This is a genomic window from Haloarcula amylovorans (assembly GCF_004681185.1).
GTDB lineage: Archaea > Halobacteriota > Halobacteria > Halobacteriales > Haloarculaceae > Haloarcula > Haloarcula amylovorans.
Genome location: NZ_SRIF01000003.1, coordinates 246,611 through 273,497 on the forward strand (window position 1 = coordinate 246,611; position 26,887 = coordinate 273,497).

General features: G+C 56.4%; 23 protein-coding genes and 2 pseudogenes. 13 read left to right on the plus strand and 12 right to left on the minus strand.

The genetic code is table 11. The features are described from left to right. Positions 1–40: 40 nt before the first annotated feature. The 4 genes from E4S61_RS15525 to E4S61_RS15535 form a co-directional block, all read right to left on the minus strand. Complete coding sequence (locus E4S61_RS15525) at positions 41–910, minus strand: cupredoxin domain-containing protein (protein ID WP_209309517.1); 870 nt, start codon at positions 908–910, stop codon at positions 41–43. Between the two features lie 17 nt (positions 911–927). Continuing rightward, positions 928–1,602, minus strand: a complete 675-nt coding sequence (locus E4S61_RS25930) for a methyltransferase (protein ID WP_245180781.1) — start codon at positions 1,600–1,602, stop codon at positions 928–930. Continuing rightward, positions 1,494–1,952, minus strand: coding sequence for a methyltransferase family protein (locus tag E4S61_RS25935; RefSeq protein ID WP_209309518.1), 459 nt, complete (start codon positions 1,950–1,952; stop codon positions 1,494–1,496). Before E4S61_RS25935 ends, E4S61_RS25930 begins: the two co-directional genes overlap by 109 nt. 143 nt (positions 1,953–2,095) lie before the next feature. Further along, a complete protein-coding gene (locus tag E4S61_RS15535) occupies positions 2,096–2,470 on the minus strand; it encodes a winged helix-turn-helix transcriptional regulator (RefSeq protein WP_135304874.1) in 375 nt (124 codons plus the stop codon). 660 nt (positions 2,471–3,130) lie between these two features. On the opposite strand from E4S61_RS15535, the gene E4S61_RS15540 reads away from it, so the two are divergent. Further along, on the plus strand, positions 3,131–4,798 hold the full coding sequence (locus tag E4S61_RS15540; RefSeq protein ID WP_209309519.1) for an HNH endonuclease: 1,668 nt from the start codon (positions 3,131–3,133) through the stop codon (positions 4,796–4,798). A 629-nt stretch (positions 4,799–5,427) separates the two neighbouring features. Next, entirely contained in the window at positions 5,428–6,063 is a 636-nt protein-coding gene (locus E4S61_RS15545) for a hypothetical protein (protein WP_135304875.1), read from the plus strand. A gap of 75 nt (positions 6,064–6,138) precedes the next feature. Here the strand turns inward: E4S61_RS15545 and E4S61_RS15550 are convergent, their stop codons facing one another. Then, positions 6,139–6,849, minus strand: coding sequence for a hypothetical protein (locus E4S61_RS15550; protein ID WP_135304876.1), 711 nt, complete (start codon positions 6,847–6,849; stop codon positions 6,139–6,141). 139 nt (positions 6,850–6,988) lie between these two features. After that, on the minus strand, positions 6,989–8,545 hold the full coding sequence (locus tag E4S61_RS15555; protein ID WP_135304877.1) for a PAS domain-containing protein: 1,557 nt from the start codon (positions 8,543–8,545) through the stop codon (positions 6,989–6,991). 159 nt (positions 8,546–8,704) lie between these two features. On the opposite strand from E4S61_RS15555, the gene E4S61_RS15560 reads away from it, so the two are divergent. Continuing rightward, positions 8,705–9,511, plus strand: coding sequence for an alpha/beta fold hydrolase (locus E4S61_RS15560; protein WP_135304878.1), 807 nt, complete (start codon positions 8,705–8,707; stop codon positions 9,509–9,511). A 1-nt stretch (position 9,512) separates the two neighbouring features. Here the strand turns inward: E4S61_RS15560 and E4S61_RS26195 are convergent. Further along, positions 9,513–9,695 (minus strand): annotated as a pseudogene (locus tag E4S61_RS26195) (RNA-guided endonuclease TnpB family protein); the annotation flags it as partial. A gap of 166 nt (positions 9,696–9,861) precedes the next feature. Between E4S61_RS26195 and E4S61_RS15570 the strand changes: the two are divergent. The 7 genes from E4S61_RS15570 to E4S61_RS26710 all read left to right on the plus strand — a co-directional run bounded on the left by E4S61_RS15570 (position 9,862) and on the right by E4S61_RS26710 (position 14,768). Continuing rightward, on the plus strand, positions 9,862–11,013 hold the full coding sequence (locus tag E4S61_RS15570; protein WP_135304879.1) for a thiolase family protein: 1,152 nt from the start codon (positions 9,862–9,864) through the stop codon (positions 11,011–11,013). Beyond that, positions 11,010–11,378 (plus strand): Zn-ribbon domain-containing OB-fold protein, encoded by a 369-nt coding sequence (locus E4S61_RS15575; RefSeq protein WP_135304880.1) that lies wholly within the window; start codon positions 11,010–11,012, stop codon positions 11,376–11,378. Before E4S61_RS15570 ends, E4S61_RS15575 begins: the two co-directional genes overlap by 4 nt. 323 nt (positions 11,379–11,701) lie before the next feature. After that, complete coding sequence (locus E4S61_RS26705; protein ID WP_135304953.1) at positions 11,702–11,920, plus strand: cupin domain-containing protein; 219 nt, start codon at positions 11,702–11,704, stop codon at positions 11,918–11,920. 5 nt (positions 11,921–11,925) lie between these two features. After that, the gene (locus E4S61_RS15585) at positions 11,926–12,510 is read left to right on the plus strand and encodes a DUF7437 domain-containing protein (RefSeq protein WP_209309520.1); all 585 of its coding nucleotides are present in this window, start codon (positions 11,926–11,928) and stop codon (positions 12,508–12,510) included. 12 nt (positions 12,511–12,522) lie between these two features. Beyond that, entirely contained in the window at positions 12,523–13,053 is a 531-nt protein-coding gene (locus E4S61_RS15590) for a hypothetical protein (protein WP_135304882.1), read from the plus strand. Between the two features lie 934 nt (positions 13,054–13,987). After that, complete coding sequence (locus E4S61_RS15595) at positions 13,988–14,368, plus strand: YkvA family protein (RefSeq protein WP_135304883.1); 381 nt, start codon at positions 13,988–13,990, stop codon at positions 14,366–14,368. Between the two features lie 121 nt (positions 14,369–14,489). Next, a complete protein-coding gene (locus tag E4S61_RS26710) occupies positions 14,490–14,768 on the plus strand; it encodes a DUF5797 family protein (protein ID WP_394346454.1) in 279 nt (92 codons plus the stop codon). 79 nt (positions 14,769–14,847) lie between these two features. Here the strand turns inward: E4S61_RS26710 and E4S61_RS15600 are convergent, their stop codons facing one another. The 3 genes and pseudogenes from E4S61_RS15600 to E4S61_RS15610 all read right to left on the minus strand — a co-directional run bounded on the left by E4S61_RS15600 (position 14,848) and on the right by E4S61_RS15610 (position 17,961). Beyond that, positions 14,848–16,023 carry a trans-sulfuration enzyme family protein gene (locus E4S61_RS15600; RefSeq protein ID WP_135304884.1) on the minus strand — a complete coding sequence of 392 codons (1,176 nt, stop codon included), beginning with the start codon at positions 16,021–16,023 and terminating at the stop codon, positions 14,848–14,850. 10 nt (positions 16,024–16,033) lie between these two features. Further along, positions 16,034–17,173 (minus strand): acyl-CoA dehydrogenase family protein, encoded by a 1,140-nt coding sequence (locus E4S61_RS15605; protein WP_135304885.1) that lies wholly within the window; start codon positions 17,171–17,173, stop codon positions 16,034–16,036. A 198-nt stretch (positions 17,174–17,371) separates the two neighbouring features. Continuing rightward, positions 17,372–17,961: pseudogene (locus tag E4S61_RS15610) on the minus strand (MaoC family dehydratase). A 296-nt stretch (positions 17,962–18,257) separates the two neighbouring features. Here E4S61_RS15610 and E4S61_RS15615 point away from each other — a divergent pair. Beyond that, complete coding sequence (locus E4S61_RS15615) at positions 18,258–18,797, plus strand: HTH domain-containing protein (RefSeq protein WP_342447927.1); 540 nt, start codon at positions 18,258–18,260, stop codon at positions 18,795–18,797. A gap of 284 nt (positions 18,798–19,081) precedes the next feature. Here E4S61_RS15615 and E4S61_RS15620 read toward each other — a convergent pair whose 3' ends face one another. Further along, positions 19,082–21,925, minus strand: a complete 2,844-nt coding sequence (locus E4S61_RS15620) for a UvrD-helicase domain-containing protein (RefSeq protein ID WP_135304887.1) — start codon at positions 21,923–21,925, stop codon at positions 19,082–19,084. Continuing rightward, entirely contained in the window at positions 21,922–24,510 is a 2,589-nt protein-coding gene (locus tag E4S61_RS15625) for a PD-(D/E)XK nuclease family protein (protein WP_135304888.1), read from the minus strand. Before E4S61_RS15625 ends, E4S61_RS15620 begins: the two co-directional genes overlap by 4 nt. Before the next feature lie 267 nt (positions 24,511–24,777). On the opposite strand from E4S61_RS15625, the gene dapF reads away from it, so the two are divergent. Both dapF and E4S61_RS15635 read left to right on the plus strand, forming a co-directional pair. Next, positions 24,778–25,635 (plus strand): diaminopimelate epimerase, encoded by an 858-nt coding sequence (gene dapF / locus E4S61_RS15630; RefSeq protein WP_135304889.1) that lies wholly within the window; start codon positions 24,778–24,780, stop codon positions 25,633–25,635. A gap of 109 nt (positions 25,636–25,744) precedes the next feature. Then, on the plus strand, positions 25,745–26,887 hold the full coding sequence (locus tag E4S61_RS15635) for a hypothetical protein (RefSeq protein WP_135304890.1): 1,143 nt from the start codon (positions 25,745–25,747) through the stop codon (positions 26,885–26,887).

The window sequence follows — 26,887 nt, forward strand, 5'->3', positions numbered from 1 at the left end:
TTATTGGGGCCCCCGCTGGGAGGCTGTGAACGAGCCGTGACTACTCATGTGAGTGACCCCCGTGAATCCGTTCGATATCCGCAAGCACCTCGTCGAACGAGACTCTTCCATCGTCGGCCTGAATAGCACCTGGGTCGAGTGCGTCCGTGTCGAGTACTTCCTGTGGGGTCAGCCACACCCACTCACAGTCTTCGTTCCCACCACTAAACCGTTCGAGTTCATGTTCGAGGAACTGCTTGCTGAAGGGCGCCAACAGTGGCGGTGGCCCTTCGGTCCCTTCGAAGGTATCCTCATATCCGGGCACATCCTCCTCGGCAAGGTCACCGACGACGACTCGCATGGCCATGCCAAGGATATGGTGGGGTGCACAGAAGAGGTCGTACAGCCCCGATTCCTCGAACCGATACAACCACGCCCCACCAGCGCTGACGACCGGCGAGGAAAACGGCGGGACGTCCACAGGGACTCGGCGTTGGTACCCATGGGCCGGATGGTAGGCCGTAATCGTATGATCAGGCGTGGTAACACTGAACTGGACGATGTCACCGGGATCTACAGCAAGTCCCGTCGGCTCGAAATGGAACAGCGGACCATGTTCTTGGGGAACCGGGTCACCGACGTGGAGTTCGACTGTGTGATCCGGCGCGAGTCGCTCCGGCACAGCGTTGGCGTCCGGCGTCGCGTAGCCGTAATGTGAATCGATGCGAGGGGGATGTGGGTCGTCGTGATCGGCCGCAACGACGCCACTCCCAACTGCGACTGAGGCACCGATCCCGAGTGCTTGCAACACTGCTCGTCGCCCGACGTCCGGCATCGCATGCGGCTGTTCGGCGGCCCCATCCGTATCACCACGGGTGGTCGTCGAGTCGGTTCGTCGCTCGGAGTCGTCAGTGTGACTTTCGTGGGACATTGGATTCCTCGTGTGTGTTATTTTCTGGCGACGACCATCGTCTCGGGACCGGGCAGCGGTGTTGCCTCCCCGCCCTCGAAGCCAGCCTGGTGGAGCCACTCGATACACTGTCCGGCAGTGTAGTCCGATCCCGCAGGTGTCTCGATGAGCATGTTCAGACTCATGAGCAACGGCAGCGCCGCGTCCCGACGCTCCTCGTCGATCATCGTGCCGTAGACGACGACAGCGCCACCGGGTGTGACCGCGTCGTGCACCTTCGAGAGAATCGCTCTCGTCTCCTCGTGCGGCCAGTCATGGAGAATGTGACCGAGAATATAGACGTCCGCAGCGGGCAGTGCCTCGTCGGCGAAGAAGTCGACGGTGCGGAACTCGATGCGATCTGCAGCGGGACTCTCCGTCACGTAGTTCTGGAAGTACTGTTCGATTCGCGGGAGGTCCGCACCGATCGCATGAACATGGTCGTTCTCTTCGGCGATACGCTTTGGCACCACACCCTCACTTGTTCCTAAGTCGACGACCGAGTCGTGGTCCGCCCAGGGAAACTCGTGGGCGATGACGTCAGCAGCAGCCATACTAAAGCTGGTCATCGCACCGACGAACTGTTCGAGAATCTCGTCATCGGTGTAGATGACACCCTCGAAAGGATGGGTCTGATCGTCGTCGAGCTCGTTCTGTGGCCGTCCAGTCTGCAGAGCTGTTTCGAGGTCCCCCCAGAACGGGTACAACCGGTCGTTACCATCTCGAACCAGCCGACGAACGACGCCGGTTTCCCCTCGACGAGGAACGCCGCTGCTTCTGGGGTGTTCCGATACTCGTAGTGTTCGCGGTCCAGCAGATCCAACGCGACAAGTGCATCGAGAAAGTCCCGTGAACTCCGTGGATGCAGGCCGACTGTACTCTCTAACTCTTCGACTGTTTGGGGGCCGTTGCGGTCGAGTTCTGTGAAAACACCGAGTGTGGTGGCACTCAGTAACGCCTTCGCCGCCCAGAACCCCTGGCCGAGCTCGAGGATCCGCTCGGGCGTCGGGCTGTAGTCTGACATAGCTGGTCGCCTCCGTGGTCCGTGTGACCACAACGAGGATGTCGACCCGGTAGAAAGTATAATTTTTGTGATAAGATTGCAAGTCAGTGATAGCCATACAACCAAGTAACATCTCGAAACCGCACTCCGACTGACTCGGCGACCTACTCCGGTAACTCCACAGCAGGCTTCTCCGCAGCAGTATATTCAAACGCCCACTCCTCGAATTCCGCAAAGACATCGTTGAGCGCTTCCCCCCGTTCGGTTAGGTCGTAGTAGGTGGCGATCGGCCGGTCTTCCAGTCGACGACTGACGAGTCCCTGTCTCTCTAAGTCGCTGAGTATTCGTGAAAGCGTAGCCGAATCGGCAGTCGTTGTTTCCTGGAGCTCGCTAAATCGCTGCTCACCATACAGATGCAGGCTCCGGAGTGTTGCAAGTCGCCATTTGGAGCCGACTATTTCGAACGCACGGGCGACTGGACACACTTCGAATAGGTTGTCGTCGGGGTCTGGTTTCGGCGGTGGGTCTGTCCACGTCATGTTATATGTTGTGTATTAACATTCATCTATCAAAAGTGTATTCCAGTGTCTTGGTGCGATGACGAACTGGCAAGCACAGAATCATCGGTTACAGGCGGTTCCTTGGCTGTTGAAGCGTGATGGAGCACCTACGCCATCACTCAATGGACAGCATTACTGGTGGACCTGTATGGGGTTGAAGCAGCATGTTCTCGACCTACTCAGCGTAGATCGTGACGTACTGGGTAACAGTCGTAGAGTGAGCCATATCTTGTATCTGTATACTGTATACAGATATTGCAGACCCTCTCTAGGCAGTCAAAACAATCACCATATAGTACTCGCTCACCCGAAGATTTTCCGTTGTGATACACCAGTTGCTTGGCACCGATATCATGTCCATCCCCCCAGTAACGACCGTCGGTCGTTCAATGCGGGCTCGTAGCTATGCTGAACTTCGTAGGTCTCGGGGTCTACAGTCAGACAGCCGTAATCGAAATCGGCATAATGAGTCGGATAAAGCACGAGGATGTTCTTGGCGGTATCAATACCAGGCGGCGAGGCGCCCAGTGGGTGAATGTGATGTGCCTCGGCATACAGCTGGCCCCGCCCACTTGTAACCGACGCTGTCACACGAATATCCCACGACCTTTACATAACCCGCAATCAATTCGCACTCTAGTGACAGACGACCGCCGGATGACCACCGACCGCTTCTACGGCGGCGTGACGAACCGATTGGACAATCTTCGCACCTGCTTGGCGTACGTCCACACAACCTCACCGACCCGCGAAGAGCTCATCCAGTGGGTAATCAATAACACTCGCGCATCGAGTCCTGAGGCCATCAACCACCATCTGGCCTTCCTCGATGCGATCGACTTGCTCCATCTCGAGGATACTGGCTGCAAACTGGCCCACTACGGCGAGCAGTGGCTTGCTGACCAAGACCCCAGCATACTCTACGCCGCTCTCTCTGAGGGCGTCAAAGGCTTCGACACGATCCTGCAGGCTCTCGCCGAGGACCCTCGTACTGACACCGACCTCATGGATATCCTGGTCAATGAGTTCGACGAGGCAGAGATGACGAAACCCGGGCCAGCGATCCGTCATCGTGAGTGGCTGCAAGTCCTGGGCTATGCTACACGCGAAGGCGATACAACATATCTCACGGACGCTGGCCGCGATGCACTCAAACACCAGCATACTGACTCGTATCACGCAACACACAGCTCACCACCGGCCGTCGAGATCGGCGATCGACTCACACAAGCAGATATCGAGACTATCTTCGATACGGGGTTTGGCTATCAGATCTCGGGCATCAACCCTCGACGGGACGCAACCGACAACCAGTATCTACTCGTGTTCGCGACCGAGGATGGCCCCTACGACGATGCCGTTACACAGGGCCAGTTCGAGTACATCGGCGAAGGCCTCGAAGGCGACCAAAGCACGAGTTCTCCCGGGAATTCGGTCCTTATCGATGCCATCGAGACCGACATTCCAGTCCACTTCTTCTACCAGGCAACGGAGGCTACCGGCTGGGCGTATCAAGGGCTCGTCGACGTTCTCGACTGGGAGTTTGAGACCCGTGGTGGCCGAGAGGTGCTCGTTTTTACGATGGCCCATCAGCAAGCGGACAGCATAGATTGGACGACAGCAGTTCGAGAACAACTCAAGCAATATTGTGAGACCCACACCTCCAGGAGAGTTACCTTAGATGAAATCTATGATTTTGCGGCCGCCGATCTCGCTCGAGCGTTTCCGGACAATAACAATATCCGAACGAAAATCCACCAACAACTCCAGGTCCTCCGAGATCAAGGCGACATTGAGTTTCTCGACGACGCTGGGACATATCGCCTCACATTCGAGATCGACGTTGAGGCCGTCGAGACAGACCTTCAAGCGAAGCTAAACGACGAGCCACAGCTCACGAGCGACAGCGAGGAGTTCACCGAACAGGAACGTCGCGTCCGTGATCAGACGTTCGCTCGGCTCGTGAAAGCCGCCTACGACAATCGCTGTGCGATCTGCGGTCAACATCGGGAGACACCAGCGGGGACACCCGAAGTCGAAGCTGCACATATCTATCCAAAGCAGAAAAACGGAGCTGACGACCCACGCAATGGCCTCGCACTATGCAAACTCCACCATTGGGCGTTCGACACTGGCTGGCTTGCAGTCAGCGACGATTATACTCTCTTGGTCGCCGCCGCCCCGAAGCGTGATGGGTATCACGAATTCAAGCAACTCGAAGACTCACAGATCAGACAGCCAGCAAATGAAGAGCTAGCACCTCATCGACTATTTCTTCAACAGCATCGCGAATTACACGATTTCTAAGCAGACACCTTCGGACCAGAGACGTACTAGCGAAAGCAGTCGCTAGTGTCAACGTATTTACCGTCGCCTCAACCTAACCCGTGAGAACGCGTGTCGGCAGCAATCCGAAAGCGAGTGCGGATCACCACTCCTCTCGTGGTGGCAGTTCAGCACCACAGTACCGGCAGAACCGCATCGGTGCACGCGGCGTCTCCCTCCCTGTATCGTACGAGAACTCACGGCCACAGTCCGCACATGCTGTCTTTGCCATTGGTATCTCCGGTAGCCGGTATCGCACTGCTGGCTACGTCGCAACTACGCCCTTCTGTGTGGTAAAGGTGCGCATGGATTCAATGAGAGCCGTAGCGACCATCTCTCCGTCACGAGTGGGTCAGTCAGGAGGCTGTTAGCTTGATGTTCAGAGTGCCGTACTGAAATAATGTGCAGAGTCAGCAGATGAGTATTCTTGATGATGTGCGTGACCAATTGCTACATGAGTATCGTCTTTGGCAGAAATGACAGGGGGTGTCGGAAGAGACAGGGGGTAGCGTAACAACACCTTGCCCGGTACTATTAATCATGACCACGACCTGGGTCAAGAAACCACCCGTTCAACCGATATGGCAACAGTACAGGGGGTACAATAGAGCATGACTTCAGCGTCGCAGACCCGACCAAGCGAGACGGTCAGTCGTCTATTGAGCGCTCTTGCGATCCTTTCTGCCGGCGTTGCAGTAACTGTCCTCCTGCTTCCGAATCCGCTTGCGGATGTGTTCTACTCCGGGATTGTGCTGCTCAGCATTCTTTTCGCACTTGTCGGTGGGATTGGTGCGTGGACGAACCGAACACCGCTCGTCTGGGTTGCTGCGCTGCTGTTGGGAGGACTGTCGATCCTGGGGATGATGTCGATCGGACTCTATCTTGTCCCGGCAGCTCTCCTTCTGCTCGGAGCCGCTGTGTTCTCCCAGCTGACCGGGCCACGTCCAGGGGTCCGGGAATCGATACTCGCCAACCCGTCGACCCGGCGGGATATCGTCCAGAAGATACTGGTCGGTACTGTTGCCATCGTCGTGGGACTTGGACTCGTTTCCGTTGGGGCCTTCCGACGAGAACTGTTTGGCTCGTGTGCACGGGAAACGCTGGACTGCGCGCTCAAGACGACAAATTGGGACGCGGTCGGACTGACCGTCCTTGGATTGGTTGCAATTAGTTTTGGAGGCTGGTTAGTCTGGAGGCAGGCCTACATCACTCGCGTACTTGCAGCAAACACTGGCTCTGTAGAGTGACCGCCTCCATCGGACACCTCCGTTCTGCGTGACTCTGCTGTTAACGTGTCTTGTCGCCACGATGGTGGTTGATTCTCAGACTGGCGACGTGTCTTCTATTCGCTCTGCGAACAGGTTCAAGAACTCTGCGTCGTAGTCCTCATCGACGTGGTTCACATTCCACAACCCGGAGTCGCGAAGTTTCTCACTCTGACTGTATTGGCCGAGCCACTCATCTGAGCGAGCATCAACAGCCGTTCGCTGGTAGTTACTAAGGAGTGCAATCGTGTTTCGTTCGATGTAGGCCCGGTGACTTTCGGCGCCTGGTTCGTCGTCAACGTTCAGCCAGAGAAAGGGCAGGTTCCGAAGATAGTCGCTCACTCGCCGCTCCATCTCGAGTTCATCGAGCCGGCGGTCGCGCTTTGCACTCGATCCCTCGCCCCACTGAGGATACTCTTTGTGTCGGTCGTCGCGTTCGACCAACGCCTCACCGACGCGTTTGCGAAAGACAGAGCCGCGATGATTGCCACCTCCCTCGTAGGTTCCGCGGTTTGCTCCGCGATGCGTTCGAAGCCGGTCCCAGAGCGAGGTACTGCTGCCTTCGGACACAGCATGCGTCCCGATGCGAGTAAGTCGAAGGTGGTCGCCGGCCTCGCGGTGTTCGTCCGGTGCAAAGAAGAAGTAGACGCCTCGGTCGGGCCAGTCCATATAGCCGGTGCAGTCCTTGAGCTGCTGTTTCCCGCCGACGGTCTGTTCCAAATCTGCAAGGAGGCTGTAGAGTCGGTCGATATCTTCGCGTCGTGCCATCGATATTCCTCGTATATGCTACGCCGGCACGTCCACAAAGCGTTTCGTTCTCTGCGTGATCAGTCAGAACAAGAATACACCTCTGGGAGTGGACGTCCTCGTTATTTTGAAACACTCGTTAGAGAGGTGTGCAGATCGGTCACTCGATGTTCGTAAACTCAAATCGGGCGCCGCCCGCAGCACTCTCAGTCACTGCATACTCCCAGCCGTACACCTCGGCAAATTCTCGGACGAATGTCAGTCCCAACCCTGTGCCGCCCTGCTCCGCTGTGGTCGTATAGCCCGGCTCAAGGACCTCTTCACGTTCCCCTGCAGGGATTCCACTGCCAGTATCAGCGATAAAGAAGCCATTCGGCAATTCCCCGACCTTGACAGTCACGTCTGCCCCACCGTGTTCAATAGCATTCTCGAACAAGTTTCGGAAGAAATGGCGGGCGAACGTCTCGTCTACCTCGAATACAAAGTCGCCCTCTACGGTGAGTGAGGCGTCAGTTGTTTCCAGTTCCTCCCACGTCTCTCGGACTGCAGCACGGAGTTGTACCTGCGTTGAGTCGCTGACCGCTCCACGTCCACGCGTCAACATCAACATCATGTCGACCATATTCTCGATGCGGTCGAATGCCTCTGTAATGTATTCCGCAATGGTTTCATCAGCGTCTGACAACCGTTGGGTGTATATTTGGCCGATAGCGACAGGATTTCGAAGTTCGTGCGCGAGCATAGTGGCGAACTGTTCGAGGCGTTCGTTTTGCTCTTCAAGGGTCTGCTCGCGCTCCTTTCGCTCGGTGATATCGAGCGAGGAACAGGTGAGCGCGACGATTTCCCCTGATTCATCGCGGAGCGGTTCGACGGCGAGGTCATATGACACCATCCCGCTCGGTAACTCGTATGTCACTTCTTCCCGGACGGGTTCGCCGGTCGCCAGTGCTTTGCGCTTTGGAGCCATGATTTTCTCTGCTGGTTCTGGCGGGAGGAGATCGTCGTCACGTTTGCCAATGACCTCCATGTCCTCGAAGTCCTCATGGGGGCTTCCAATCCACGTATACCGGAGGTCGGTGTCCAACCGGAACGCGACAATCGGCGCGTTCTGGAGTGCCACCCGGAAGTGTTCTTTTTCGGTACGGAGTTCCTGTTCGAGTCGTTTGCGTTTGGTGATATCCCGAAAATAGACTGAGACGCCAGTTTCGGAGGGGTAGATAGCACTCTCAAACCACGCATCAACTGATTCGTAGTAGTCCTCTCTGCAGACTGACTCGACAGTCTCGACGGCATCGCGGAGAGCTGTCTCGAAGTCATCTGTTAGGTCAATCTCATCATGAAGACGTGCACCGATGGCTGAGGAATTAAGGCCGAGCAGGGCACAGGCACGATCGTTGATATACGTGAATCGGAACTGCTCGTCGAGTGCACAGAAGCCGTTCGAGATTCGATTGAGAGCCTTCGCCTGTTCGGACTCAGATTTGAACTCTTGCTGGTTAGGCGTAGCATCGTCTATCCACCAGATGCGGTTTCGCGCTCCGACCTTTTTGTCTTGGATAGCGCCTTGCTCGGCCAATTGTTCAAGTTTACTGTAGGCGGTGCGCTGAGTGGTCTCCAATTCTTCGGCGATTTCAGAGGTAGTTACGGGTTCCGACACTGATCCAGTTCGCTGGATGGCGGAGAGGGTATCAGAGAGGGTAACTCGATCGGAACTCACTGGAATCAATAGTAGGGAGCTGTATTTAAATTCACTCCTCCGATGGGTAGACGAGAAATCAGATATGGCGCGAATGCTTCAACCGAACTCTCTACTTAAACTACCGTATGATTGAGAGACAGGTCTTCACCACTCACACATGACCAAAGAGATGCACCTATGCAGACAGTCACGTCAGCAGATGGGACCAGTATCGCATTCGAACGACATGGAGCGGGACCGCCACTACTACTCCTCCATGGTGGCTCCTCCCCCCAGTATTGGAAGCCGATAGTTCCTCGATTCGCCAAAGACTATACCGTCATCGTTCCCCATCGACGGGGCGTCGGGGAAAGTGGCGATGCTGCAGAGTATAGCCTTGCCCGTGGGGTCGAGGACGTTCGTGCAGTTATCGATGCCGTCAATGGAACCCCGGTGCTGTTCGGGCACTCGTTCGGCGGCCTGTTGGCGATTGAGACCGCCCGAACAGCACCAGTCGAGAAACTCATCGTGTACGAACCGGCAGTCCTCGTCGGCGAGTACAGAGAACGAGCCGATCTCGCGTCGCAAATGCAGACGCAAATCGATAACGGAGACCGCCGACAGGCCATGAAATTCTACATCCGCGAGGTTATGCACGGTGGCGACATCGAGGATCTCGACGGGTGGCTCGCCGAATGGCCGCCCTGGCCCGACATCGTCGCTCTGACCGAAAACATCGCGCGGATCAACCGCGCCATCGAACAGTACCGGCTCCCCGAGTCACTAGATATCGACGCGCCAGCACTCCTGCTGGCCGGAACCGAGGGACCGCCCCACCTCCGAGATGGCATCCGTGCGGTTGATGAAGCCCTCTCGGACAGTCAGTTCCTCGAGTTCGAGGGCGTCGGTCACGGCGGGCCGACAGAAGCACCTGATCGCGTCACATCCGAGGTTCACACCTTTATCGACGAGAAGAAAACCACAGTACCGGAGGGTAGCGAGTGAACTACCCTACCCTATCGTTCACGGCTGACGCCGTTCGCTCCTTGAGGGTAGAGCTTCCTGCTTCCACGACGCGCTTTGCAGATACCCGCGTGTCCACAGGGAGCGCAGTCTCCACAGGCGTTCCTTCGGAGTGAACCACTCCTACATCTTCGAGACCGCGAGAAAGAATGTCCGATATGCTGTTGTGCTCATACTATCTAGAAAATATCATATCAGATACGCCTAACGAGGAACAAGAACGGGCCGTCACGAACGAGGAGTTAACAGTGTTTATCTACCACCCGTAAAAATGAATACTGTTTGATTGGTCAATCATAACGAATATCCCCCACCCACGAGTGGGCTTACGTATGGAAGTCGCAGTAATCGGCGCGTCGATGACGAAGTTCGGGCAGCGTGACGCCTGGATTCAGGGGCTCCTCTCGCAGGCAGGCGAGGAGTGTCTGGACGACGCCAACGTGACTCCGAAGGAGATAGAGCACCTGTATGTCTCGAACATGGCGAGCGGCGAGTTCGAGGGCCAGACGGGCGTGATGAACATGCTGGCTCATGACCTCGGGGTCCTGCCGGCGTACGCCGAACGCGTCGATCAAACCTCTTCGTCAGGCGGTGCGGGCATCTACGAGGCGTGGCAATCGGTTGCCTCCGGAGCCAGCGAGATGACGCTGCTGGTCGGCGGCGAGAAGATGACCCACAAGACCACCGGCGAGGCGACAGACATCCTCGCCTCCTGTACCCACCCCGAGGAGTACAAACATGGCATCACCCTGCCCTCGTTCGCCGGGCTGACCGCCCGAAACTACCTCGAACGGTTCGACGCGCCGCGGGAGTCGCTGGCCCGCGTCGCCGTGAAGAACCACAAGAACGGCGTGGATAACCCGAAGGCGCAGTTCCAAAAGGAGATCACCGTGGAGACGGCACTCAACTCACCTATCATCGCCGACCCGCTTCGGCTGTACGACTTCTGTCCGATCACGGACGGGAGCGCCGCGATGCTGTTCACGACGGAGGAGCGAGCAAAGGAGCTCACCGACGAATATGCAATTGTCTCGGGCATCGGCGGCGCGACGGATACCCATGTCGTCCACGAACGCGACGACCCCACCATCATGGGCGGCGTCGTCGAGTCGAGCAAGCAGGCCTACGAGATGGCTGACCTCGGCCCGGAGGACTTAGACGTGGCCGAACTCCACGACATGTTCACCATCCTCGAATTCCTCCAGCTGGAGGGTATCGGGGTCGCGGAACAGGGGACCGCGTGGGAGATGGCGATGGACGGCGAGACGGCAAAAGACGGCGAGTTGCCCATCAACACCTCGGGCGGCCTGAAGTCCAAGGGCCACCCGCTGGGTGCCAGCGGCGTCGCTCAAGGTGTCGAGATATACGAACAGCTGGTCGGCGAGGCCGGCCCGCGACAGGTCGAAGCCGACACCGCGCTGGCGTGTAACGTCGGTGGGTTCGGCAACTGTATCATTACCACCATCATGGAGGCCGCACAATGACCCTGGTTGCAGGCGAATGCCCGAACGGCCATATTTCGTATCCCACTCACCCGCGCTGTCCGGAGTGTGGTGACCCACAAGCGGAGACACATGACCTCTCCGAACAAACCGCAGAGGTCGTGACGTGGACGAAGTCGACCGCGACGCCGCCGGGCGTCCGACAGCCAAATACGCTCGCTATCGTCGAGTTCGACGTAGACGGCGAGGCAGTTCGAGCACTTGGACAGGTGACCACCGAAGACGTCGAGACAGGCGACGAAATCGAACCCGTCTACATCGAGGAGTTGCGCGACCCCGAGGTCGGCCTCAAGAGCGAGAATCCCGAGAGCCAGGAGTGGGGTGGCTACCGCTGGGACCCAGTGTAGCGACGATAAACATCGCTTGATGGAAATACACTGACTGAATGACGAGATGCTAAACTAGGCAGTGCCAGCTCTGTTGAAATTCTCAGTACCTGGCAGAATTTGCGTGCTGAATAGAGAGAATAGCGTCAGCACACAAGAGAACCGTCTCAGAGACGACATCACCGACTTCGACTTCGATTTATTTCGGCGGGTCCCGTGTTCTTGAACGCGTGTTCCGTATCCGGTGGGATGACGATTTTCTCGCCAGCTGTGACCGTCGACCAGTGGATTGCCGATCTTGACCCCCCGCGAACACGGGTGGCGAGTATCACAGCGCATTCTATCTGAGCGCTGGCGAGGGAACGTCGGAACACTATCACGTCGAGTACGAGGAGACCTTCGAGGTCCTTTCGGGCGAACTGACGGTCGTCGAGGGCACTCCCCGCCGTGTTTCAGCAGGGAAATCATACACTGTCCCGGCCGGGACGGTTCACAAACCGCGCTACGATGAACTACTGCTTCGCTCGCTCCCCAACCATTATCACGCAACACACGAAGTATGAATTGTATGTCGAAAGCTGCCGGCGATCCCGAACGAGCCGTCAATGGCCTTCTGTCGGTCGCTCAGCTCTTAGAAGAGCCACGGCTGGCCCGCCTCTATACATATGTCCTCCGTGAAGGCGAAGTTACCATCGACGACATCGCTGACACGCTGGAGATGCCACGGACGACCGCGTATTCAGATACAGGGACACTTGTCGAGCTCGGGGTGCTGACGCGAGATGAAGCGCAGAAGACACACACGTATGCAGCGGTTCCAATTACCCTCACCGCCACCCTCGATGGGAGCGAATACACGGTGACCCCGACCCTGATCGAAGCGTTTGGCCGCTCGCCCCGAGATCAGGATCTTACGCTTCTGCTTGAAAAGCACGGGCTCGGAAAACTGGCGGCCACACTCACGTACGCAGTTCCGTACGCCGAAGGAGTGATGTCGGAACGGGTAGCTGCTCGAGAACTCGATCTTCAGCACGCCTTCGCCATTGCTGTGTTGCAAGCCCTCCGGGAGGTCGTGCTCGATATGCAGACGGTCGATCCGTACTTCGATGATATTCAGAGCGCTCGTGAGAGAGCGCCTGAAGACGAGGATTGACGGGCAGCAGCGATGAGTGAGTCCTTCGATCCGAGAGCGGCGGATATCGTCTGGATTGCGGACACTGGGTTGTTTGTCGCCTGCGGCCGCCAGCAGAACAACAAATACACCGCACTCAAGCGGTTCGCCCAGCGGAACGACCTTTCGTTTGTGATCCCACAGCGCGTGTATGACGAGCTCGGTGGTGCTCCTGACCGGAGTACGCCAGGTCAAACCCCAATTAACAGCGCAATCGATGCAGGCTGGGTGACGGTGGCCGAGGAACCGGACTACACGAACAGTGCTGTTTCGCAGGTGATGGATGACGTACGGACGTTCATCGCGCAGTCGTCGAACCGACGGGAAGATCAGATCGAGAAGGCAGATACCGCACTCGCTGCCGTTGCGGCAAAACGTCTCGACGCGGGTGACGTGGAGTGTGCATGCGTCGTGACAACCGATATCGATGCTGGCGAGGGAATTGTCTCTGCGCTCTCAAACAACGGATTCGACAGTCGTGTTCAGTTCAAAAATGGATTCGAGTTAATCGAGCAGATTACCTGAGGCAGAGTACTGCGAGAGACTACCCGAGACCCCCTCTTGCGTTCGGTATGGGATTGTAATCTACTCCTCACTTCCAGTCTTGCTAAGCTCGGCAGTGATGTGATTAAGCTGGGTATTGACGTCCGCTTGAATCTCCGAGAGCAGGTCGTCGGTATCTTGCGCGGTCCCCTTGATGTCCGTACATTTGGTTCGAACCGTTTGGAACCGATCGATCCCGAAAGCGAGTGCGGGTCACCACTCCTCTCGTGGTGGCAGTTCGGCACCACAGTACCGGCAGAACCGCATCGGCGCACGCGGCGTTTCCCGTCCTGTATCGTACGAAAACTCACGGTCACACTCCGTACATGCTGTCTTTGCCATTGGTGTCTTCGGTAGCCGGTGTCGCACTGCTGGCTATACTGCACCTACACCCGGAAGTGTGGTAAAGATACGCATGCTCTCGATGAAAGTGGCAGTAACCAGTTCACCGTCAGGAATTGCTGGTAGAAGTCGTGTGACCAGCCAGCAGAAACCCGTGGAGAGCCATCGCTATCACTCACGAGTCGACCCAGTGTCCACTACACCGCTCCAAGCCACCGGCCTACACCATCATATCATCGACGAGCACAGAATACACAGTTTTCCACAGCACTCGCCTGTGCGTCTTGCGGTGAGTTGCCACCAGCGACAGCGATAATCCACACACGTTGACACCCTCCCCACCGAACAGGACACAAACCGTCCAATCACGGCCGTCACAACGGCACATTCGGACCGCTCATCGAGTCCAGTCTCACTGTGTGACTCGGCGATTCTCTCGTGAGAGTGTACTGGTGGACACCCATCGCAGCGGCCACAGGGACGGAGCGAGTCAAGCGGAGTGTGCAGACAACGGAGTATGCAGCACTGATGCTGTGATGGCCAGCTAAGTCTGTGGAGGCAGCATGGATGTGCAATGGCGTTCGACTCGTGGAAGAACCGTGCAAAAGAGTTGGAAACAGAGGTCTATGCCCTGTATCTGGCCTTTGGTGATAGCCGAACGCCGTTAATAGCGAAGGTCATAATCGCGCTGATCATCGCCTACGCTGTCAGCCCAATCGATCCGATTCCAGATTTCATTCCGGGCATAGGTTATCTTGACGAGTTAGTTGTGCTTCCTGTCGGCGTAACGATCGCCCTGTGGCTCATCCCAGACGAGCTCATGGATGAGTGCCGGGCACAGGCTGACGAGGAGGTCGACGTCGGACGTGCCCGGTGGATCATGGCTGGCCTCGTACTCTTGACCTGGCTCGTACTTGGTATGCTCGTAATTCGCACCACCACAAACTGGATCTAGCGAAGGATAGGAGTCCGCACAAGCCCCCGATCAGTGACAGGGGGTAGCGTAACAACACCTTGCCCGGTACATTAATCATGATCACAACCTGGGTCAAGAAACCACCCGTTCAACCGATATGATGGTTCCATGTGTTCGCAGCGATGTGGTGGTAGCCACCAGCGGAGACAAAGAGCGCCGCAGTTCCGAACTCCCACCAGAAGATCTCGCCCGGCTCAGCGATATTGTCACGATGCAACCGACCAGCAATGGAGAGTTAGCGTCTCGATGGAATCTTGACTCTGGCAAGGACGTTCACCGGTATCTGACCACAACCCTCAAGGAGTTCTTCTATCGGGACGAAACCGTCCGTATTCGAGCGACCAAAGGGGCCGAAGAGTTAGTCGCATCGAGCTCATAATCAGTAGCCGCTCAATAGACCTACGATCTGCAGCCGGGGGAATAACTGTCTTCTGTGGACTAGCGAATGAGCTCGGATGCTATAGCAAAGAAAGCGCTTGCTCGATGTCATGGATCAGATCGGTGCTATCCTCAATACCCACAGGCATTCGGACTAATGAGTCGGAGACCCCCGCAGCACGTCGCTCTTCCGGTGAAATAAACGATGCAGACATCGTCCACGGATGATCAACGAGAGATTCTACACCGCCCAGACTCACAGCTACAGTAAATACTTCTAATTCCTCGATGAAAGCTCTAGTTTCGGCTTCCGAAGCGTCTAACTCGAAGGAGACGATTCCGCCAAACCCCTCCATTTGTTGCCTGGCGAGGTCGTGTTGGGGGTGCGATTCGAGGCCTGGATAGTGGACCACCTGTACCTTGGGGTGGTCAGCGAAGAACGCCGCGATTGCTTGGGCGTTCGCTTCGTGTTGTTCCATCCTGAGTGGGAGTGTCTTCATTCCTCGTAGCACGAGGTACGCGTCGAATGGCGATAATGCATTCCCGAAGACGTATTCTTGCAGCGTCGAAACCCTGTCTGCTATCGCCGAATTATTTGTGGCGACAGCACCACCTGTCGAATCACTATGACCGTTCAGGTATTTTGTCGTACTATGAACGACGACGTCGGCGCCCAATTCTAATGGTTGTTGTAAATATGGGGTCGCAAACGTGTTATCCACGCAAAGTGGAATTTCATGCGCCTCGGCTACATTAGCCAGTTCGGAGAGATCACACAGTTTCAACAGCGGATTCGTAGGAGATTCCATCCACAAGAGGGCCGTATCGTCTCTGACGTGTTCTTCGACGGTTTCTGGGCTTCTTGCGTCTACGTACTCCACTTCGACGCCCAATACGTCCCTAAATAGATCCTCAAGAAGCAGCCTCGTGCCGCCATACACACCATCGAACGCTACGAGGTGGTCGCCTGGGTCACAGAGCGCGAGAGCAGTCGTCGTTATCGCTGCTGTCCCGGAATTGAATGCGATAGCTTCTGACCCACCTGTGAGACGAGCGAGCCGCGATTCCAGTGCATCTCGGGTCGGGTTTCCAAACCGGGCATACTTGTATCCGTTTTTCGGCTCTCCAGGGGCCTCCATTTCGTGGTGTGTAGCCAAGTGAATCGGTGACACCACATCCCCCGAGAGATACTGCTGTTCACCAGTCGTTTCACCTCGATGAACCGCTTCAGTTGCGAATCTAAATGTCTCAGTCATAATTTGTGTCCTATTTGGGGCGGTCAGCGTACACAGCCTCAGCGACCGTATCCTTGTGGCCTTCGTTGGGTCCGCCAGCAATCGTCAGCAGTCGAGCGTCTCGGAGATACCGCTCCACGTGTGTTTCCGTCGTGTAGCCGATGCCGCCGTGAAGTTGCATGGCTTCGTTGGCGTTATCTACGGCTGCCTGTGTCGCAACCACCTTCGCCATGCTGAACTCTCGGGTCGTGTCGTGCCCCTGGTCAGCACGATCCGCTGCACGCAGCGTCAGCAGTCGTGCGGTATCTACCCGCTGGGCCATCTCGCCAACCTTCCACTTGACGCCCTGAAAATCACCGATGGGATGGTCGAACTGCTCTCGTTGACTGGTGTACGCGACTGTATCATCGAGTGCAGCGCGTGCGATTCCGACGCCACGAGCTGGCACATTCACTCCCGTCTGGAGGTTGTTGCGCTGGATATAGGCTTCTCCAACCTCACCGATTCGCTGCTGGTCCGGGACGCGTACATCTGAGAGTGTTGCTTTAGGAGATTTTACGGTACGAGCGCCGAGCGTATTCCAGACCTGCTCAACGTCGAATTCGCTGGTCGGAACGAGGAAGGCGGTAATGTTGTGGGGGCTCTCTTGCTCGGGGTCAGTTTTCGCATACGTAAGGACGTAATCAGCGTGGAGGAAGTTAGTGAGCCATTGTTTGTGTCCACTCAAGACCCACTCGTCGCCCTCCCTTTCGGCAGTTGTCTCCAGCCCCGATTTGTCACTCCCGGCATTCTCTTCACTCAATCCGAGAACCCCGACAGTGTCGTACGTGGCCATCGACGGAAGATAGGTATCCCGCTGTTCCTGAGTGCCGAATCGTTGGATGGCTTCGGCGACACCGAGATGCAGGGCGAGCGCGCTTGCGACGGGCATGAGTGCGGCGGACAGTTCTTCGGTCATAATCGAGAGTTCAAGCATACCCTCGCCCAACCCGCCGTATTCTTCCGGTAGCGTTATGCCTGCGTATCCGCGGTTACCAAGCTCGTTGAGGATTTCAGTTGGATATTCCTCTGCTTGGTCCAACTCAATAGCCTGTGGCTTGATGACATCCTGTGCGTACTGGCGGACTTCATCTCGGAGTCGCCGTTGCTCTTCAGTGAATTGGAATTTCATTGGAATGAATTACTATTTCTATCGGTAACACCGTGTGGTTCCACGTATTTGACATAGGTGGTACTTTGAGAAGTCATTTTGGGGGTTTTAGAGCACTGGTTGTTCGACGGTCTCTTCCAGATTTTGTCGTTCAACTGATGCGGTAGCACGGAGTCCCCTACTGCCGACTACGAATTGAGTCGGTAGCTAGTTCGGCAACTACTGTTTACGACGGGGAGGAGGCCAGGCGCGCTCATCCGTCCCCTCCTCGGGGAGTTCGTCGATCAGGACCACCGCTTCACCGTCAATGAGCACGCTGACATCGTTGACGACACGCGTCGAGAGCCGGTATTGGGCATCACCCAGGTCTTCGACGATCTCACACTCTGCTGTTACCCAGTGACCCACCCGGACTGGATTGTGGAACTCTAAAGCTTACGAGAAATAGACCGTCACGCCGGGCAGCCGTGCCAGCGCCGCAGAGATCAGCCCCTAACAAGCGTGCCGTGAACGATTTGGTCATCAAAGCGAGTTTTTTCGGCGAACTCGTCGTCGAGATGGAGCGGATTCGTATCTCCGCTGGCGGCGGCGAACTGCCGGACATCCTCGTCTGTAATCGTCTTCGTGAATGTAACCCGATCGCCGATGCTGAGGTGTGCTCGACGGGTACCAGTCTGCTCGACATCCCAACTAGGGAGGGTATCGCCTGGCTCGACTTGGGAAGCTGGCTCGGAGGAGTCGGTCTCAGTGGGAGAGACACCGGCAACAGCGAAAGCGGCACGAGTTGCGGCCAAGTGGCACTCCAACAGGTATGCCCACACAGCATTCCCCCACTCAAGTGATCTCTCAAAATGCCAGGAAACCATAGGACAGAGTATCTAGTACGAACCCTGTGTATATATTCTCCACCTAATACGAAATAGATTATTGAGTGAAAATCATCACGAGCGAATGGGTTAGATATTGAACTGGGGTGCCCTCATATGCCATAAAACAGCCGTTTCGTACGTGTGTATCTAATAGCGGTTGTCCCCAGTCGTCAATATGACAAGTCGCTATTCAGAAGAAACTTGTATAGGAATGGAGTTCATTGGTAACATTACCCATGATCGATGGAAGGGGTGAGAATCTCAAGATCGACTGCTATGTGCGCGCGGACCCACGTCCGGAGTCAGTAAATAGACTGGTTGCGCGGTTACACGACCTGGCCAGCACTGGCGTTGTGACGGAGCTAACAGTCCACTCGTGGCCGTCTAGAGTGGACCTTGATGCCACCGCGAACGACCAGGTCCTGGAGATCTATAGACAGTTCGAACAGTGGGCAGCAAGTCACAACGCGAAGATTCATCCGCCGTTCACCGTCCGCCACATTAATTCGACCATGACGGGGGACACTCGATATGAACTCGTCACCCCAGTGCTCTGTCTCGCCCTGTCTATCTCTCAGGACCTTACCGGTGTCGTCCCCCACACAGCGGCTGGCAAGACGTACACGGCCCAGGATGTGGTCGACACGCTCGAAGCGGGGGATGCACTCGACACACTCAGCCCAGCCATTCAAATACCCCCACATCATGATGATGAACACGCCAAGATCGATGCCTCTGCTTCAGACGACCCACCGATCGTTCCCGATCCCCCGTGACAGCCATCTTGCTGAATGAAGAGTGGGACCTTTACAGGAAGTGCCGGAGGCGGCAGTATAGCGAGGGCGGTGACCTCCTTCCCTCTCCTTGTGCTGCCGGACGGCCTCGGCGATGACCGTCTGCAACAGTCGGACGATCCGGTCACGCGCTCGCTCTAGTCTATGATTTAGAAGATTCGCTCCTCCGAAAGTGGGAAGTCGAGACACACTCGAGCACTCTCTTGCAGATCACGCAATACCTTGCGTAATGTGCAAAATGATTGGATCGTTCGTGAGCGGACTCCTTACTCTGCCATCGCTGCCCTCGCAAGATTCGCCAGCTTCGCCCTTGACAGCGGCTCTATCCCGACCCGCTCACCCTCGGCAGTGTAGAACAGACTCGCCGTCACGTCCCGCTCATCGAACCACTCGTCCACGACGTGGTAGTACACACTGAGTTGCTTCCGATACTCCCCTTCACCGTGTCGCCCAAGATCGGTCTTGAAATCGATGATCTCCACCGTCCCATCCCGAATATGCACGAGATCCACGATCCCGGAGATCGTCACCTGCTCACCGTCGACAGTCAACGGCAGATACACATCTTCCTCTAGCCGTAATTCCCCGGCAAGCGAATCAAGCAACGTCGCAACGTTACGCTCATCAGCGTTCGATGGCGTAACGTCCTCCCCAAGCGCATACTGCTCAGCGAACTCGTGCGTTCGCGTCCCAAACTCCGTCCCACGCCCATCCTCAACGTCGTCGAACACATCATCACGCATCAACGTATGTGGTGAGTGGCCAACCGGTCCGTCCGGCGTCAGCACTGAAATCTGCAATCGCTTCTGGGCCGTGTCACTGACACCATCCTCCTGAACATCGGGTTCCATCGACTCGATCTCCACAGGCAGTTCCTCCAAGAACGTATTCGGCTTCCCGCCAGCCGCAAAGACGAGATGACTCTCCGCACGCGTCATCGCCACGTAGAGCAACCGCCGTTCCTCGTCGTAGCCACGTGGCAAACACTTCTGCAACACGTCGGTCCGCCAGGTATCGTAGATGTGGGGATGGCCATGATCCGCACCGAAGACCTTCCGTTGGCGTACTCCGATCGGCTCATCGAACGTGATTACCCCACTATCCCCACCCGATGGCGGAAACCGACGTTCGTTCATATTCGCCAGCACAACAATGGGATGTTCGAGCCCCTTCGCGGCGTGAATCGTCTGGACAGTCACCGAGTTCACGCCAGCACTGGCATGTACGTCCTGGGTCTGGCCACTCTCGATCCCTCGTTCGATAAAGCGAATAAGCTCACCACGAGTTACGGTGGTCGTGCTGTGCAGTGATTGGATTGTCGTCAACAAGACGTCGGCCGTCGCTCCGTCGTAGCCATACCGAGCACACACTCGCTTGGCAACCCCACCGACCGTCTCCAAGGACTCTAACTCCGTCTTGAACGTCTGCATATTGGCCGGATATGCCTCGGTCTCGAGAAGTTGGTGCACTTCATCTAGCGTATACCCAGCCTCCTCAAGGACGACTGCCCAGCCACGCTCCGCATTGGACTCGAGAACCCGCAACCATGCTAACAACAGCTTCGCCGGATCGGTCCGGAACAGTTCGATCCCACCCTCGTATGCCATCGGCACCTCGTACTCGTCAGCAGCGGCCAGCAGCTCTCGGCCGAAGTCACGGGTTCGCGTGAGCACGGCGATGTCGCCGTACTCCGGCGCCCGCAACTCACCGTCCTCCTCGACCTGGTACTCACTGTTGCCGACAATTTCCTGCAATTTCGTCAGGACCGCTTCGTGTTCGTCCTCGTGACTGAGTGCCTCGATTCGGGAGTTTTCATGAACCGTATTGGACGAGAGCGACACGATGCGTTCCTGCACTGCCGCAGTATCGACCTCGTCTGAACTCGCTGCGGGTGTCACCAGACTGTGTTCGGCAAAGTCCAGAATGGCCTGTGTCGAACGGTAGTTCTCAACCAGTTCAAGATCGGTGATTGGCCGGAGCTCCCACGAGACTCGCTCATAATCTTCGTTCAGATCCGCGACAAAGTGATCCAGTCGCGCCTCGAATTCAGTGATGTTCTCGACAGCCGCATACTGGAACGAATAGATACTCTGCTTCCAGTCCCCGACGACACAGAGGTTGTTCGTACCCGCAAGCAACAGAGCCAACTTGAACTGAATGGCGCTCGAGTCCTGGAACTCGTCGATCATCGTGTACTCGTAGTCGATCGACTCCCGGAGCTGGTGGTCCTCACACAACAGGACAAACGCAAACAACTGGAGAAAGCTGAAGTTCAGGTAGTTCCGACTGAGCGCGAATTCGAGATACTCGTAATAGACGTCGTGGACGAACTGCTTCAGCACCTCCCGATCGGCCTCGAACACCTGCTGGGCAACATCCTCGGGAACTTGCTTTGTGCCCCGTTCGCCACGAAGCGCAGCTTTCGCCGGCGCATCCGGCTGGTAACATGTATCTTTTCCGTAGCTGCCGAGTTTCGAGCGCAGCCGGGACTGCTTGCTCCCGCCGTTCCGTGGCTGGTTCAGCTCGTCGAACACATCCTTGAAGGCCGCAAAATCCCCATCCAGATGGCGTTCACCACCGCGATACCAGCCATCAGCCGTCGGAAAGACGCCCTTCGCGGCGAGCTGCTTGAGCAAACCCAGAAGCTCGTCTGGCTCCTCGATAGCTCGAAATAGATCGTCGTACTCGGGATGGGCATCAGCAAACTGACGGATAAACTCCCGAAACTGTGTCTGCTCGACGTTTTCATCCTCGAGGAGCCGTGTCGACCCCGTGATCCGATCGTCGATGCCCAGATGCGTCGGGGCCTCGAAGCCGTGTTCCATGAGAATGTCGTGACAGAGGCTGTGAAACGTCTGGATCGGGGCTTCCGAGAGGTCACGCATCCCGTACTCACAATGGCCGACGATGCGGTCTTTCATCTCGGTCGCGGCGTTGTTCGTAAACGTCACCAATAGGACGTCCTCTGGCTCGACATCGTCTTGGCCGACGATTTCGGCATATCGTCGCGTGACGGTGAACGTCTTGCCCGTCCCCGCTCCGGCATCGACAACGTGCAGTCCGTCGGTACTGTCGATCAGTTGCTGTTGTTGGTCGTTCGGCGATGTCATCGTGAGGCCCCCTCAAGAATGCAGTCCCGGTGATCCACATACCGATAGTTTGGCTCTCCGCCCAGTCCTTCCACTGGGAACCGTTCGTCGCCAGCCCGACGGGCGTTCAACTCATCAAGCCGATCCTCGACGAATTCCTCGAAGGCACCCACATCGTTGGTGAAGTAGTTCTGGTTACGGATCCGGAGCAAGTGCCGTAGCGCCTGCTTGCAACCCTTACTCACGTACTTGTAGTCGCCAACGTCTGCCTGCATGCGCTCGATAAGCGCTTGCCCAAATGGGGAGGCGATGAGTTCGTCGCTGTCGCGTGTCGCTGGGAACTCCTCAGCCTCAAGCATAGTCTGGTACGTCTCGTAGTCTATCTTCGAGAAGGTCTTATTGCAGTCGTTCGCTGCGTCTTCCTGTAGCTCCGTGAAGACGGCTGGCCGCGCGATATACTCCCCATAGGAGCACGGATAGTACGATACCGTCGTAAGACAGTCGTCCAGTGACGCTTCACCAGTCACAAGATCATCGAGCGTCTCCAAGAAATGGAAGAACGTGAACTGGAGCTTCTGATCAGGCTGTTCAGTGCGATAGTGGGCCAGATACAGCAACGCCTGGAAGTTCGGCGTATCACTTGGTGGATCAAGTGACGAGTCTTTGACCACCGAGTAGGCCGATTGCTTCGACCCGCTCTTGTAGTCGAGGAGCTGGGCCGGGCCATGGACGAGATCGATCTTCCCCTTGAGACTAATCTCGTCGTTTTCGAACCAGCACTCCGTGTGGGGCGTCTCGACTGGCCGGTCGTAATACTGTGCGAAGAAATTCTCTCCCCAGCCACCGTCAGCTGTGAGAAACGCCTCACCCTGCGGTGGATTCTTGTCGAGATACTCGACGATCGTCTGGAGCCCGAGGCGGTATTCGGTGCGCCGAACATCTCGATCCACACGCCGCAGGAACGGGGCAACTTCCTCAAGCATGACATCCGCGACTGCATCGAGCTCGTCCTCGGTAATCTGATCGGGATGTGCCACGTAGAACTCCGCAAAGTCATGGAAGAGATTTCCTTCGGCGAAGTGGTCTTTGTCGGGCCCGTCGACGAGCCGGCTATAGAAGTAATCACGAGGAGAGTTGACATAGGTACTGAGACTCGATTGGCTGATGGTCTCGACTGACTCTGTCGGAACATCTAGTGGCTCCGTCTCAAATCCATCTTGAGTGGTCTGAGCCGTTCGTGAGTATGGGATCGACTCGAGATCGCTGAACCGCTCGAAGGACTTGTCGACCAGCTCCTCGAAATAGAGACACGGCGTTACGGGTGTCCCACCAGCAGTGTCCTGGACAAGATAATACTGATCGACGCCGTTCTGCAAGAGCAACTGGAACTGCCGAATATTTCGCTCGAACTCCTGGTCACTATCGACCCATGGACGACGGGGCGATGAGTGGGTCCAGTCCTCGTCGACGCCAAGATAGAACATAATAGGCCGGTCGACATGGGCGGCGGCTTTCGCATCCGCGAGCAGTACACCGTCGTTCTCCCGGTTCATCGGGACGTCGTAGGTCTGGAGATAAAATTCGAGTCGGTCGACCGCTGCCTCGGTGACGTAGGTGTCTAGTAGTCCAAGCGTCGCAAGTTCAGCACGAAACGCATCGAGTTGGCTCTCTGTAACAGCTTCGTACGCATCGATAGCCGCATCGAATGTCGTAGTACTGAGCCCATCACGGAACTCCACCAGCCAGTCGGCGGCTGACTCGTCGAGATCCACAAGACGCTTCTCATCGTGCTCAATGTCGATCGACAGTCCCAGCTGGGTCAATACTGGTCTGACGTCGCTCACCGGTGTCTCGTCGCCCGCATGAGCACTCCGAAGCAGTTGGAGAAAGGCTCGATGGTGTGGCTCGTCAGTGAAGCCAGGGCCGCCGTAGTAGGGAATATCAGCAGCATCGAGTGCCGATTCGACCAGCGACGAATAGTCGCTAGCTGCGTCGAGTACGACCCCGACCTCGTCTGCGTTGTCCGTGGTCACGGTCTCAAGCAGTGTATCTACGATCGCGGCTGGCGAGTCGAGAATGCGGAACGGCGGGTGGTCGAACGCGTCGTCAGTAAACTGATCGATAGTCTCGTATTCGGCAGGCAAGATTGACCGTTCGAGTTCGGTAAACTGCTGGTATCCTACGACTGCGACGGACGTCTCGGCATCGATCTCATATTCAGTCAGACGACGCGATGTCGTATCCATGTCGGCGATACACTCGACCGCAGTGCGGGTCGCAGCCGTATCGAATGCCTCGTACTCCAAGATCGCATCGACAGTACCCTGGTGCTCCCAGCACTGGAGTATATTCCCAACGACATAGGAGGCTTCCTTCCAGCTAAGGGCCGTCTGTTCGATGACCTCCAGAAACGCAAGCCGATCCTCAGCTGCTTCCCGTCGCTGCGCAGCCAGTCGACGTGGGGTAATCGCAAAGGGTCCAAAATGTGGTTTGTCGAGCTGGCGATTCAACGCACTCGCCAGCGGGGCATCAGGGACAAGAACGAGATCGAAGTCCGTACACTCCGCATAGAGAGCATCAAGTGGCTTTGCCCGCGTAATAGACATAACATCTGGAACACAAGTGGTGCGTAAAAATGTATTGTTGAAGACATGCTAAAGTACGTCGGTCTGATCTGCGAAACGCCGATTGCTGTCTCTCTGATTGCTGCTAGCTCTGCTAGTTTGGGTGACATCCTCTTTGGTGTAACGAGCAGTTCTGAATCGAGCAAGACATCAGACCGAAGAGCTGCTTGCTTCCCAAGCTTGTTAACTATTCGACCCATCATAGGAGGAACTGTTTTTATGGATTACTGCTAACGCGGATACAGCCAAATGGTATGTATATCTAAGTGGAACGGGACGGGGAATGAGTTCGTCATCGTTGACAAGACTGCCGATATCGAAGATCGTGGCGCCTTCACCAAAGCGGTCTGTGACCGAGAGTCTGGACTTGAACACCCGGAAGCTGATGTGCAGGGTGCCGACGGGGTACTGTTTCTCTCACTCCAGCAGGGAACACCGCCCCGAGTAGAAATGCATCATATCCAACCGGATGGCTCAACGCCAGACATGTGCGGGAATGGTGTCCGCTGTGCAGCGAAATGGGCTGCGAGCAAGCTGGATACAACGACAGTCACTGTCGATACCGGCGCTGGCCCGCATCCAGCTGAAGTGAGTGGGCGCTCCGTCAAGGTGAGGATGCAAGAACCGTCATTTGCATCGGCTGATATTCCGCTACGTACTGACAACCCGCTAATAGCGGAATCTATCAATGGGGTCACGGTGACAGCAGTCACTACTGGTGTGCCACACGCAGTTGCGTTCGTTGAGGATGTTCATGCGGTCGAACTGTCAGCTGTCGCACCGCCGATTCGATACGCCGACGTGTTCCCCGACGGTGCAAATGTCACATTCGCCCACGAAGGTCCCGGTAACAATCGATTCCACCAGCGAACCTTCGAGCGGGGGGTCGAGGGAGAGACGGCTGCTTGCGGGACCGGTGCGATCGCTATTGCAGCAGCCGCGGTCAAAACTGGCCGTAGACAGGCCGGTACAGAGCTGACGATTGTTCCACCCGGCGGCGAATTGACTGTTCAAACTGGTGGCGAACGAACAACCCTTACAGGTCCAGTTGAGCGTGAGTTCGACACGGCACTCGATTTTGATGGCAGTGAGTTTGCGCTGCCATAGCCTTGCCTGTCAAGCCATGTCTGTAAACACTAACCCGGAAACAACGCCGCGGGGACCGACTACCAGCGGGGTCACTGTTCAGGTTCATCCACGCCAAGAGTTCGATACGGTGGCGTTCAGAGACTCTATCGATCAGTTCAAGGACGTTCTCGTCCTTCCGACCACAACATTTACCAGCGTGTTTGGGCCCGACGCCGAGGCGGGATATGCATCGCTTTCGAGTCCACAGACGAGCGAAGACGTAATCGTGTATACGCTCCCGTTCTCTGAAGGAGACGACCCACCAAAGACGACAGTTCCGAAAGCGTACCTCCGTGGCTCTCTCAGAGAGCAGGTTATAACCGACGATGCACGACCCGAGGTTTCGGTCACCGCAGTGGACACCGCAGATTCTGGGCCGCTTGATGTCATGCGATTCTCAACGAAGACAGAGAGTACCCAGCCGACAACGTGTCGATTGCATCCAGACGACCTTGCATCGATCAGTAGTTCAGACGGCGATTCTGTGGAGCTGTATAACCCGGATACTGGTGCGCGGTTTCAGGCGACAGCACGGAAAGCATCGGTCAATATGGATCCCGGACAAATCTCAGTGAGCACCCGCTGCCGGAAACTCCTCAATGTAGAATTTCCCGAACGAGCCGCCGACGGTCAGACGACGACACTCCATGTAAGACATCCAGTGAGGACCGTCGAAGGAAGCGATGAAAAGGGGGTTCGCAGCCGAGTCATGGATCGGCTACTCAACTGGGCTGTTGATTATCACGAGGTCCAGTTACGTCTCAACATCGGACTCAACGCTGATGAAGGGCGTTCGGCTGGCCGGGTAAATGCTGATACAATGGATGTTCTCGCAATCAATGATGGTGATCGGGTTCGGATTCAGTCGAAGAACACTGAAACTACAGTCCGGTGTCGGCCCATCGATCCAGAGAGCCATTTCATCGAGACGGATTCTGATATCGATGCCACCGATGTCCGTGACAGGACAATCTTGTTGCCATCGACTGCCCGTGAACGTATCGACGCAGTCTGTGGAGATATCGTCCGCGTTCGACGCGACACTCGTCACGTTGCCATTCGCAGTATCACCCCGTCGATGTTCGCGTTCCTCGGCGTGGTAATCGGCGGACTAGAGATCGTCGATTTGCTGTCACCATCATTGCAACCGTATGGAGTGGTGCTCACACTATTCTTTGCTGGTGTCGCAATATGGCTCATGCTGTGGCCGGAACGAGTTCGTTGTCGGTAG

Coding starts and splice junctions, on each gene's coding strand:
- E4S61_RS15525 (WP_209309517.1), bottom strand. CDS start 910: ATGTCCCACGAAAGTCACACTGACGACTCCGAGCGACGAACCGACTCG.
- E4S61_RS25935 (WP_209309518.1), bottom strand. CDS start 1,952: ATGTCAGACTACAGCCCGACGCCCGAGCGGATCCTCGAGCTCGGCCAG.
- E4S61_RS15535 (WP_135304874.1), bottom strand. CDS start 2,470: ATGACGTGGACAGACCCACCGCCGAAACCAGACCCCGACGACAACCTA.
- E4S61_RS15545 (WP_135304875.1), top strand. CDS start 5,428: ATGACTTCAGCGTCGCAGACCCGACCAAGCGAGACGGTCAGTCGTCTA.
- E4S61_RS15550 (WP_135304876.1), bottom strand. CDS start 6,849: ATGGCACGACGCGAAGATATCGACCGACTCTACAGCCTCCTTGCAGAT.
- E4S61_RS15560 (WP_135304878.1), top strand. CDS start 8,705: ATGCAGACAGTCACGTCAGCAGATGGGACCAGTATCGCATTCGAACGA.
- E4S61_RS15570 (WP_135304879.1), top strand. CDS start 9,862: ATGGAAGTCGCAGTAATCGGCGCGTCGATGACGAAGTTCGGGCAGCGT.
- E4S61_RS15575 (WP_135304880.1), top strand. CDS start 11,010: ATGACCCTGGTTGCAGGCGAATGCCCGAACGGCCATATTTCGTATCCC.
- E4S61_RS15585 (WP_209309520.1), top strand. CDS start 11,926: ATGTCGAAAGCTGCCGGCGATCCCGAACGAGCCGTCAATGGCCTTCTG.
- E4S61_RS15590 (WP_135304882.1), top strand. CDS start 12,523: ATGAGTGAGTCCTTCGATCCGAGAGCGGCGGATATCGTCTGGATTGCG.
- E4S61_RS15595 (WP_135304883.1), top strand. CDS start 13,988: ATGGCGTTCGACTCGTGGAAGAACCGTGCAAAAGAGTTGGAAACAGAG.
- E4S61_RS26710 (WP_394346454.1), top strand. CDS start 14,490: ATGGTTCCATGTGTTCGCAGCGATGTGGTGGTAGCCACCAGCGGAGAC.
- E4S61_RS15600 (WP_135304884.1), bottom strand. CDS start 16,023: ATGACTGAGACATTTAGATTCGCAACTGAAGCGGTTCATCGAGGTGAA.
- E4S61_RS15605 (WP_135304885.1), bottom strand. CDS start 17,173: ATGAAATTCCAATTCACTGAAGAGCAACGGCGACTCCGAGATGAAGTC.
- E4S61_RS15615 (WP_342447927.1), top strand. CDS start 18,258: ATGATCGATGGAAGGGGTGAGAATCTCAAGATCGACTGCTATGTGCGC.
- E4S61_RS15620 (WP_135304887.1), bottom strand. CDS start 21,925: ATGACATCGCCGAACGACCAACAACAGCAACTGATCGACAGTACCGAC.
- E4S61_RS15625 (WP_135304888.1), bottom strand. CDS start 24,510: ATGTCTATTACGCGGGCAAAGCCACTTGATGCTCTCTATGCGGAGTGT.
- dapF (WP_135304889.1), top strand. CDS start 24,778: ATGGTATGTATATCTAAGTGGAACGGGACGGGGAATGAGTTCGTCATC.